The organism is Candidatus Methylomirabilis sp., from assembly GCA_036000645.1.
Classification (GTDB): Bacteria; Methylomirabilota; Methylomirabilia; order Methylomirabilales; family JACPAU01; genus JACPAU01.
On sequence record DASYVA010000154.1, the window covers coordinates 1 to 9,366 of the forward strand.

Below are 9,366 nucleotides of genomic sequence, written 5' to 3' on the forward strand. Positions count from 1 at the left end.
CCGAGGACGTGGGCCGGCACAACGCCCTGGATAAGATCCGAGGCGAGGCGATGCTGCGCGAGATTGAGACCGCCGGGCGGATCCTCCTGAGCACCGGGCGCATCTCCTCCGAGATGCTCCGGAAGGGCGCCCACATGGGGATCCCCTTCATCATCTCGCGCACCTCGCCCACCTCGCTCTCCGTCGAGGGAGCCAAACGCCTGGGGATCGCGCTCATCGGCTACGTCCGGGGGGACGGTTTCAACCTCTACAGCCATCCCGAACGCATGACCTACTCCCGCCACGCCCGGGTCACCGTCCAACCGGCGTGAGGCGCCTTCCCTCCGGCCTCGTTGGTCCCGTATCCGGAACCGTCTCGCCCCTGCTCCCCGGGCCCGGCGAAAGCCGGGACGGGTCCCGGAGAGCCCATGGAACCCCTGGCCCCTCCTCCCGCCATTGCACGGCCGGCGGCGGAGACCGCCGGCCTCGGGGGACCCGATGGCTGAGGCGGCCGACCGGCGCGGGGCACAGCGGCGGGCCTGCGTCCTGCAGGTCCGCTACCTCACCCTCCCGGGCCGCGGCCGCCGCGCAAGCCGCTCGTGGCGCAAGGGATTCTGCCTGAACTGCTCCGCCGAGGGCCTGCTCCTCCAGCTCCCCCAGTTGCTCCCTCCCGGCACCAGCCTCCGCCTGGAGATCTACCTCCCGGCGGGTGCCGCGGTCGTCGCCTGCGCCGCTCGCGTCCGGTGGAACGAGATCACCGCTCCCACGCCCCAGCCAGGGGATCCCTTCCGGCACGGCGCCCTTTTCACCGCCATCACCCCGGGGGGGAAGGCCACCCTGGAGACGCTCGCCGCAGCGGCCGGCGCACGACCCCCCGGCGCGCATCCCTCCTGACGTCCCGGCCAGCCCGCCAGGGGGACGGCCAGAATCCTGCAGCGGGGGGCGGTTTCTGGGGGGCACCCCCTATGGTATTCTGCGCAGACGGGGGCTATTCCAGTCGCCAGCCCCCGCGCGAGGTCCGGGACGGGTGAAACACATCATCATCGGCACGGCCGGGCACATTGACCACGGGAAGACCTCCCTGGTGAAGGCCCTGACCGGCATCGACACCGACCGGCTCAAGGAAGAGAAGGAGCGCGGGATCTCCATCGAGCTGGGCTTCGCCCACCTCACCCTCGCGGACGGGCTGCGCCTCGGCATCGTGGACGTGCCGGGCCACGAGCGGTTCGTGAAGACGATGCTGGCCGGGGTCGGGGGGATCGACCTCGTGATCCTCGTCATCGCCGCCGACGAGGGGATCATGCCCCAGACCCGGGAGCACCTGCACATCTGCCGCCTCCTCCAGATCCCGCGCGGCCTCGTGGCCCTGACGAAGCGGGACCTGGTGGACCCCGACTGGCTCGAGATGGTGGCCGAGGAGATCCGGATCTTCCTGAAGGGGACCTTCCTGGAGGGAGCGCCCATCCTGCCGGTCTCGGCGACGACCGGGGCTGGCCTTGAGGAGCTCAAGGCGGCCCTGGGGGCGCTGGCCGCCGAGGCCGAGCCGAAGCGCGTGGAGGGCATCTTCCGCCTCCCCATCGACCGGGTCTTCACGATGAGGGGGTTCGGGACGGTCATCACCGGCACGCTCCTGGCCGGGAGCGTGAAGGTCGGGGACGAGGTGGTGGTCCTGCCGGAGGGCGCCCGCTCCCGGGTCCGGCGCCTCCAGGTGCACGGGGAGACCGTGGAGCAGGCTTTCGCCGGCCAGCGGACCGCCGTGAACCTCCCCGGGGTCGAGGTCTCCAGCATCGCGCGGGGGAGCCTCCTCTGCTTCCCCGGCGCGTTCCGCCCCTCGACCGCCATGGACGCTTCCCTCACCCTCCTCGCCGACGCCCCCCGCCCCCTCAAGAACCGGAGCCGCGTCCGGCTCCACCTGGGGACCAGCGAGCTCCTCGCCCGGGTCATCCTGCTGGACCGGGAGGAGCTGGACCGTGGGCAGTCGGCCACCGTCCACCTCCGGCTGGAGTCCCCCGGTGCCGCCCTCCCGCAGGATCGGTTCGTCATCCGCTCCTACAGCCCGGCGGTCACGATCGGCGGCGGGATCATCCTGGATCCGGCCCCACCCGAGCGCCGGCGCAAGCGCCAGGAGATCCTCGAGCATCTGCGGGTCTTGGAGCAGGGCTCCCCTTCGGACCGTCTGGAGCGGCTGTTGCTCCAGGCCGGGGCCCCGATGAGCCCGGAGGCGCTGCGGGGGGCGAGCGACCTCGAGCCCGAGCTCCTCCGGGAGGCGCTGACGAGGCTCCTCGCGGAGAGGCGAATCGTCGCGGTCGGGGGGCGGGAAGAGGAGGCCTACCTGCACCACCAGGCCTATGACGGACTCACCCGGGAGATCCTGGCGCGCCTGGGGGAGTTTCACCGTCAGCAGCCCCTGAAGGACGGCCTCGCCAAGGAGGAGCTGCGGAGCAAGCTCCCGGGGAAGATCGGGCCGGCCCTCTTCGGGAGGCTCCTCACGGACCTCCAGGCTGCGGGGCTCGTGGCCCAGGAGCGGGACAAGGTCCGGCTCGCCTCCCACACGCCGCGGCTCAGCGAGGCAGAGGAGGCCACCAAGGCAAAGCTCGAGGCCCTCTACCGGGAGGCGGGCTTCCAGCCCCCGGGGCAGGAGGCTGCCCTCCAGCAGGCCGCCGGCGACCGGAGGATGGCCCAGGCCGTCTTCTTCCGGCTGGTCGATGACGGCACCCTCGTCCGGATCAAGGACGACCTCTACCTCCACCGGGAGCACGTGGAGCGGGCGAAGGACTTGCTCCTCACGCACCTGAAGACCCACGGCAGCATCGGGGTCCCCACCTTCAAGGACCTGCTGGGGGTGAGCCGGAAGTACGCCATCCCGTTTCTGGAGTACTTCGACCAGGTGCGGGTCACGCGGCGCCAGGGGGACGAGCGCCTGCCCTACCGGTGAGCAGAAACGCCTCGCTGACCGGGCCGGGTTTCGCAGAATGGCGTTGACAGGTCGGGGGAAAGAGGCGATGCTGAAGGCGATTCCGGCCAGGAGCTCTCCGCCGGCACGCGGACGCCAGGAGGGATGATGTTCGGCCTCGGGTTCCCCGAGCTGCTGATTATCTTGTTGATTGTCCTGCTCATCTTCGGGGCGTCGCGCCTTCCCCAGATGGGTTCGGGCCTCGGGAAGGCCATCAAGAACTTCAAGGAGAGCGTCACGGGGAAGGATGCCATTGACGTGACGCCGAAGGACCCGGGAGAGCAGAAGAAGTCCTAGGGGAAGGCCGCTCAGGCCTCCGCGTCGGTGACCCAGGGGACCGCATCGCCCGCGAGCTCGCGGGCGGCCGGGACCCCGCCGAGCCCTCGGGCCGCCAGGACCCCACGCAGGACCGCTTCGGCCAGGCACTCCGCCCCTACCATCCCCACGGTGTTCAGATCGGCCTCGACCCCCCCCGTGGCGACCGCGAAAACCACGTCCCCGTCCAGGGTGGTGTGGACCGGCTGGATCACCCGGGCCAGGCCCAGGTGCCCCATCTGGGCCACCTTCGTGACCTGGAGCTTGGTGAAGGCGGCGTTCGTCGCGACCACGCCCAGGGTCGTGTTGGGCGGGACACCGAAGGCCCTCCGGACCTTCCCCGCCCGCATCTGGGCCGCGGTGTCGGCGAAGCGTTGCGGCTCGGCCGGGTCGCGCGCCCCGGCGACAATCCGGCCGGTCCGCGGATCCCGGATATCCCCGAAGGCGTTCACCACCACCAGCGCCCCCACCACCAGCCCCCCCGGCAGGGCACGGGAGGTCGTACCGAGGCCGCCCTTGACCGCATGGGCGATCCCGAAGAGCTTCCCGACGGTCGCCCCGGTTCCCGCCCCCACGCTTCCCTCCTCCACCACGCCGGCTGAGGCTGCCCGGCAGGCGGCATAACCGGCCGCAGGATCCGGACGCGCCTGAGGATTCCCCACCGTGAGGTCAAAGAGGATCGCCGCCGGGACGATGGGGACCACCGTCACGCCCACCGGGAACCCGATCCGCTTCTCCTCGAGGTAGCGCATGACCCCAGCCGCCGCCTCCAGGCCATAGGCGGACCCGCCCGCGAGCAGGATGGCGTGCACCTCCTCTACCAGATGACCGGGGCTGAGGGCGTCCAGCTCCCGCGTTCCGGAGGCGGACCCCCGGACATCCACCCCCCCCACCGCGCGCTCCTCGGGCAACAGCACGGTGCACCCCGTGACCCCCGTGAGGTCCGTGAAGTGGCCGACCCGGATCCCCGGAACCGCCGTGATCCCGTCCACCCTGTCTCCCCCACCGTCGCGAAGCGTTGCCATTCTACTGGCGAGGTGCCCTCCCGGCAACCGGGCCATTCCCCCGGGGATCCCTCTCCACCGCAGCCCCGTTGATACGCGCCTCCATTTTTGCTACAGTGCCTATGTACGCACCGCACAGCGGCGACCGCTCCTCCGGCGGCGAAGCGCGTATGGGCAGCCAGGACGATCCCCTTGCAAGCCTCTTCCAGTCCCTCCGCGGCCGGGTGGACGAGCTGATGGAGTCGTTCACGCACCGCGACCGCCCGGCCATCGCCCGGGACCGGGCCTGGAAGCCGGCGGTGGACATCTACGAGACTCCCCACGCCGTGGTCGTCTTCGTGGACATCCCCGGGATGCGACGGGAGGAGATCGAGGTCACCCTTCAGGACAACGTGCTGCGCATCGCCGGCTACCGCCGTGGCGCCGTCCCCGAGGGTGTCCGCACCTGCCACCAGATGGAGATCGACTCCGGCCCGTTCGAGCGCCGCCTGCGGATCGACCTCCCCATTGACGCCCGCCAGATCAGCGCCCAGTACCAGGACGGCTTCCTGCGGATCACCCTGCCGAAGGCGACCGCGAACGACCCAGGCCGGGTAGAGATCGTCTCCGGCTGAGCGCGACAGGTGACCGGGGAGGAAGCGCTGGGGGGTGCTGGGGCAAAACCCGGGACCTCTTCGTCGAGCCGGCGCCGCCGGCATGGGAGGAGATGTGGCGCGAGAGGACCGCGGACGGGGCTTGGCCTGGCTCGCTCTGTTGGTTGCCCTCCTGGCCCTGGGGGTAGCCTACCTCGCCTACCGGCAGGCGGGCGGGGCGGCCGCCCTCCAGGTCAAGGTGGATGTCCTCCAGAAGGCGGTGGACACCGCCCGGAGCGAAACGGCCGACGCCCTCAAAAAGGTTGAAGAAGCCCTCCGGCCTGGCCAGGGCAAGCCGGCCAAGCGGTAGTGCCGGGCCAACTGACGTCGGCTCACGTCGTTCCCGGTCGTCGGCGGTCCGGAGCGTACCAGGGCGTACGCCTCTGGCCGCCTCCTCCCTCGGGCCTCGTGATGCTCGGCATTTGGCCCGGCGCTCGGGTCATCACGTGGGCGTGAGGCACAATTCGCCGGAGTCGCGCCGGGGGGGGAGCGGGTGACGCTTGGCGGGGCCGTCTGGCTCTGGGGGGGGGCGTGTCTCGTCGCTGGCCTCACCCTGGCCAGCCTCCTCCTTTTCCGCGGCCAGCCGCGGGCGGCCCTGGCGACCTTGGCCGTTTCCGGCCTCTTCGCGCTCGGCGTCCACCTCCTCGAGCGGGCCCTCCGGAAGTAGCCGGGGGCTCCGGCGTCCCCCGGGGGGCGCGCCCCCCTTCCCCCGCCGGGCAGATCGGTCCCGTCACTTCTCTCTTGACAGGCATAACTATATATGGCATGAGCATGCCGTATCCTGAAGTATCCCGCAGGGGGGAGCGGGTCCGCCGGAGGGAGAACGCCATCGCCAAGGTCGTCCTCAGCACCTACATCGAGCCCAGCCAGAAGGCCGCCCTCGAGACCCTTTCCCGGAGCACCCGGGTCCCCGTCGCCGAGTACATTCGGGAGGCGATCGATCTGGTGCTGGCCCGCTACGCCCACCTGGTGCGCGCACCGGCGGCTGGCGGGAATGCGCCCGCGAAGAGCGGGCCCGGCCGGGGCGGCCGGCGCCGCGGAGGCCGACACGGATGAGCGGCGGCGAGGCGCAGCTCCCCCTCCCCGCCCTCCCCCCGGCGACCCCCCGTCTCACGAAGGCCGCCTTCCCGGCTCACCTCCCCCTCCGCTCGGCAGCGGCCATCTTCGCGGGGGCCGCCCTTCTCCTGGCGGGGTGGCGGCTCCTGGTGGCCAGCCGCCCCACCCTTCCCCTCTGGGCCGAGGTCCTCCCCGACCTGATCCTGCTCCTCCTGGCGTGCCTGGCGCTGAGCGCCGTCTTCCTCCGGGAGCTCACCCGGACCGCCAAGCTGGCCATCACCGATGGCCTCACCGGTCTGTTCAACCACCGGCACATGCAACAGCGGCTGGCCGAGGAGGTGGCCCGGGCCGAGCGCTTCGGCCACCCGGTCTCCGCCCTCATGATTGACATCGACCGGTTCAAGCGGTTCAACGGGACCTACGGCCACCAGGCGGGAGACCGGGTCCTCGCCGCCATCGCACGCCTGATTCGGGAGACCATCCGGGCGACCGACGTCCCCGCGCGCTACGGCGGCGAGGAGCTGGCCGTCATCCTGCCCCAGACTTCCCTGGTCAACGCCTGCGGGCTCGCCGAGCGGCTCCGGGCGGCGGTGGATGGGCTGAAGTTCCAGCCGCGCAGGGCGGCCCATCCGGTCCGCGTCACCATCAGCGTCGGGGTTGCCACGTACCCGGACCATGCAGCGAACACGGCCGAGCTGATCGATGGGGCCGACCAGGCCCTCTTCCAGGCCAAGCGGGACGGGCGGAACCTGGTACGGGCCTTCGAGCGCCGGGAACACCCGCGGGAGCCGGTGCCGGCTGTGGAGCGGCGCCGCCCGGCGGGCGCGCTGGTTCAGCTTCCCCTGATCGAGGTGTAGGGGGGAGGGGACGGCGAGGGGTGACGGAGCCGCAACAGCGGCGCGATCCGCGCTACGAGGCGGGCCTGCCCGTCGTGTGCCGGGCGGTTGCGGCCGGCGAGGGGGCAGCTTCCTCTCTCATCGGGATGACCTGGAACGTCAGCCGGGGGGGGCTGCAGGCCGAACTCCCGGCCGCCCCCCCGGAAGGGGCCCTGGACCTTCTCCTCAGGGTGGAAGATCGCGCGATCAGCGCGCGCGGGCGGGTCGCCTGGCAGCGGCCGACTCCCGAAGGGGTCCGGTGCGGCTTTGCCTTCAGCGGAATGGAACCGGAGTGCGCGGAGGTCTGGGAAGCCTTCCTGGCCCAGCAGGGAGGGCCGAACCCCCGCCGCTTCGTCCGGTTCGCCATCGATCTTCCCATCACCTGCCGGCCCCGGGATGTTCCGGGGGTCGTCCTGACAGGACGGCTTGCGAACATCAGCGACGGCGGGATGCTGGTCCGGCTCCCGGCCCCCCTGGAGCTGTCGCAGGAGGTGGAGGTGACGCTCGCCGCCGCCCAGACCCCGCTCACGGTGACGTCGACCGTCGCCTGGGCCGACGGAGCGCCCCTTCCCGAGGGGAAGGGCCTCATCCGGCACGGCCTCCGGTTCCTCCCGCCGGCCGGAGAGGGGGCATGCCGCCTGGACCTCTTCATGGTCCGGGCCCTCATTGCCGAGTACCTCCGCCAGACCGGGGCTGCCCCGGCCGAGTGAAGGATGGGTCCCTTCGCCTGGTGGCGGCGGCGGAGGCGGCGGGCGAGGCTCCTGGGGCGGCGGCTCTGGAAGCCCTGGCAGCTCTGGCTCCTGGGACTGCTCCTCGCGGCAGCCGTCGTCGTCGCCATTGACCGGATCGTCGAATACTTCTTCCGCTACGAGACTCCCCCCTACTACGAGCCCAAGGACATCGAGCGCGAGGAACACGAGCGGCGCCAGGACCGCTGAGGGCGGCGGTGCCCCTCGCCGGCTCCCCGGCGTGGACACCCCCTGGGGGTTCCGCTATACTCAAAACCCCCGTGGCCACCCGGCCGCGCCCGCGGCAACCTCCGGAGGCGGATTGGGCCCGGTGGCCCTCCTGGTCTTCAAAACCAGCGGCGGGCCTAATAAGCCCGCGGTGGGTTCGACCCCCACACGCCTCCGCCAGCCTTCCTTTTCGGTGACTTCCGAGAGGAGCCGGTCCACCTCTGCCACCTGCGCGCCACGACGAGGCGCGTCATCCAGGGCGGCCACCGCCTTCCGCAGCCCCTCCTTGTCCACCCCCTTGTAGCGCCTCGTCGTCCTGAAGTCGCTGTGGCGCGCCAGGTCGAGCAGGGTGGGCGGGCTCACGTGGGGCGCCACCCGCGTGATGAAGGTGTCGCGCAGGCAGTGGGCCGTGACGCCCGGGAGCCCGGCCCGCCGGGCGTAGCGGGCGAACAGGTCGGAAAACTTCCTCGGCATGTCCGGGAAGACCAGGGGGCTCTTGCGCTCCAGGCCCCGCAGGACCGCCCGCGCCGTGTCGTTCAGCGGCAGGTCCCGGTTCGGCCGCTCCGACTTCGGCTCCGTGACGGTGAGGATCCGCTGCTCCAGATCCACGTCGGCCCACCGCTGCGTCCGGAGCTCGCGCACCCGGAGTCCCGTGTGCAGCGTGAGCGTCACGATGGGCTTGTATCGGGCGGGGAGGCTCTATTCGGAGCCGAAGACGTCAGCTTGGATCGGCGAATCGCCGATTTGCCGAGGGGTTACCTCTTGTTCCGTTGGTTCCCGTTGGCTCACTGTGGGCCGAGCGTAGCCCGTACCTGGGGTGGCGCTGAGGCGATCACCTTGAGGGTTAGCCGCCCGCCCTCACCGTGACAGAACGCGCGACAGCGGGGAGGAGAACGCGATGGCGGTGGTGAGATTGATCGAGTACCAGGACGCGCCGCCCGAGGTGCGAGCAGTCTACGACGACATCATGGCGACCGCTGCTCCGACTGAGTGAACAATTTCTGGAAGGCCCTGGCCCACGACCCCACGCCGCTTCGGCGCACCTCGGAGGCGGTCAAGCAGGTGATGCCCCGGGGGCGCTCGACCCGTTGACCAAGGAGATGGTCTACGTAGCGGTGAGCGTGACTAACAACTGCATGTACTGCATCAACAGCCACCTAGCCCCGCCCGGGCCAAGGGGCTGACTTCCCCACCTCGCCGAGCCTAAAGATGGGCTGGGGGAAAGAATTGGGGGAAGAGACGAGACGCGAAACGGACAACGTGAACTGTGCGTCGGCTCCTCAGTCATCCGAACGATCACGATAATCGCTCTTTTTCATCCAGCTCGGCATGGCACCCGCCGCCCGGCTGCCTTTCACAGCCGCTGGTTTGGGCGCTGGCGGCGTCGGCACGACCGGCGGCTTGGGAGCGACTCGCCGGGCCGGAGTCGACGCCGGAATCGAGGTAGGGAACTTAAAGCTCGCCAGATTGTTGAGAACGCTATCGAGATTGCTGACCTTCATCGGATGCTGCTGCACCATGGCCGCCACGGCAGCGGCGAGTTGATCGATTTGGCCCGATCCGATACGACGTAATTGTTGCCAAATCGCCGATCGA

Annotated in this window: 13 protein-coding genes, 1 tRNA gene and 1 pseudogene; 13 read left to right on the forward strand and 2 right to left on the reverse strand. The window is 70.8% G+C overall.

The genetic code is table 11. The annotated features are described in order from the left end of the window. The 4 genes from VGT06_08740 to VGT06_08755 form a co-directional block, all read left to right on the forward strand. Positions 1-311: formate dehydrogenase accessory sulfurtransferase FdhD (locus VGT06_08740; GenBank protein ID HEV8663210.1), on the forward strand; the 311-nt coding region annotated here is incomplete at its 5' end. Positions 312-477: 166 nt separating this feature from the next. After that, the gene (locus tag VGT06_08745; GenBank protein HEV8663211.1) at positions 478-873 is read left to right on the forward strand and encodes a PilZ domain-containing protein; all 396 of its coding nucleotides are present in this window, start codon (positions 478-480) and stop codon (positions 871-873) included. 133 nt (positions 874-1,006) lie between these two features. Continuing rightward, complete coding sequence (gene selB / locus VGT06_08750) at positions 1,007-2,914, forward strand: selenocysteine-specific translation elongation factor (protein ID HEV8663212.1); 1,908 nt, start codon at positions 1,007-1,009, stop codon at positions 2,912-2,914. A 126-nt stretch (positions 2,915-3,040) separates the two neighbouring features. Next, a complete protein-coding gene (locus VGT06_08755) occupies positions 3,041-3,229 on the forward strand; it encodes a twin-arginine translocase TatA/TatE family subunit (GenBank protein ID HEV8663213.1) in 189 nt (62 codons plus the stop codon). 11 nt (positions 3,230-3,240) lie between these two features. On the opposite strand, the gene VGT06_08760 is transcribed toward VGT06_08755, so the two are convergent. Next, the gene (locus VGT06_08760; protein HEV8663214.1) at positions 3,241-4,239 is read right to left on the reverse strand and encodes a P1 family peptidase; all 999 of its coding nucleotides are present in this window, start codon (positions 4,237-4,239) and stop codon (positions 3,241-3,243) included. 182 nt (positions 4,240-4,421) lie between these two features. On the opposite strand from VGT06_08760, the gene VGT06_08765 reads away from it, so the two are divergent. From VGT06_08765 to VGT06_08805, 9 genes and pseudogenes are all read left to right on the forward strand, one after another. Beyond that, on the forward strand, positions 4,422-4,865 hold the full coding sequence (locus VGT06_08765; GenBank protein HEV8663215.1) for an Hsp20/alpha crystallin family protein: 444 nt from the start codon (positions 4,422-4,424) through the stop codon (positions 4,863-4,865). A gap of 94 nt (positions 4,866-4,959) precedes the next feature. Beyond that, positions 4,960-5,193: a hypothetical protein gene (locus VGT06_08770; GenBank protein HEV8663216.1), complete on the forward strand. Its 234-nt coding sequence runs from the start codon at positions 4,960-4,962 to the stop codon at positions 5,191-5,193. A 183-nt stretch (positions 5,194-5,376) separates the two neighbouring features. After that, positions 5,377-5,550, forward strand: a complete 174-nt coding sequence (locus VGT06_08775) for a hypothetical protein (GenBank protein ID HEV8663217.1) — start codon at positions 5,377-5,379, stop codon at positions 5,548-5,550. Between the two features lie 104 nt (positions 5,551-5,654). Then, a complete protein-coding gene (locus tag VGT06_08780) occupies positions 5,655-5,939 on the forward strand; it encodes a ribbon-helix-helix domain-containing protein (protein ID HEV8663218.1) in 285 nt (94 codons plus the stop codon). Continuing rightward, entirely contained in the window at positions 5,936-6,796 is an 861-nt protein-coding gene (locus VGT06_08785; GenBank protein HEV8663219.1) for a diguanylate cyclase, read from the forward strand. Before VGT06_08780 ends, VGT06_08785 begins: the two co-directional genes overlap by 4 nt. Positions 6,797-6,816: 20 nt before the next feature. After that, positions 6,817-7,524, forward strand: a complete 708-nt coding sequence (locus VGT06_08790) for a PilZ domain-containing protein (protein ID HEV8663220.1) — start codon at positions 6,817-6,819, stop codon at positions 7,522-7,524. A 3-nt stretch (positions 7,525-7,527) separates the two neighbouring features. Further along, the gene (locus VGT06_08795) at positions 7,528-7,752 is read left to right on the forward strand and encodes a hypothetical protein (GenBank protein HEV8663221.1); all 225 of its coding nucleotides are present in this window, start codon (positions 7,528-7,530) and stop codon (positions 7,750-7,752) included. A gap of 103 nt (positions 7,753-7,855) precedes the next feature. Further along, positions 7,856-7,950 (forward strand) — tRNA-Sec (locus tag VGT06_08800). 718 nt (positions 7,951-8,668) lie between these two features. Further along, positions 8,669-8,933 (forward strand): annotated as a pseudogene (locus VGT06_08805) (carboxymuconolactone decarboxylase family protein). A 117-nt stretch (positions 8,934-9,050) separates the two neighbouring features. Here VGT06_08805 and VGT06_08810 read toward each other — a convergent pair. Beyond that, a partial coding sequence (locus VGT06_08810; protein ID HEV8663222.1) for a hypothetical protein occupies positions 9,051-9,366 on the reverse strand: 316 nt, incomplete at its 5' end.

What these genes read in the sequence shown, in the direction of transcription:
- VGT06_08745 (HEV8663211.1), top strand. Translation starts at nt 478, where the DNA reads ATGGCTGAGGCGGCCGACCGGCGCGGGGCACAGCGGCGGGCCTGCGTC.
- VGT06_08755 (HEV8663213.1), top strand. Translation starts at nt 3,041, where the DNA reads ATGTTCGGCCTCGGGTTCCCCGAGCTGCTGATTATCTTGTTGATTGTC.
- VGT06_08765 (HEV8663215.1), top strand. Translation starts at nt 4,422, where the DNA reads ATGGGCAGCCAGGACGATCCCCTTGCAAGCCTCTTCCAGTCCCTCCGC.
- VGT06_08780 (HEV8663218.1), top strand. Translation starts at nt 5,655, where the DNA reads ATGCCGTATCCTGAAGTATCCCGCAGGGGGGAGCGGGTCCGCCGGAGG.
- VGT06_08785 (HEV8663219.1), top strand. Translation starts at nt 5,936, where the DNA reads ATGAGCGGCGGCGAGGCGCAGCTCCCCCTCCCCGCCCTCCCCCCGGCG.
- VGT06_08795 (HEV8663221.1), top strand. Translation starts at nt 7,528, where the DNA reads ATGGGTCCCTTCGCCTGGTGGCGGCGGCGGAGGCGGCGGGCGAGGCTC.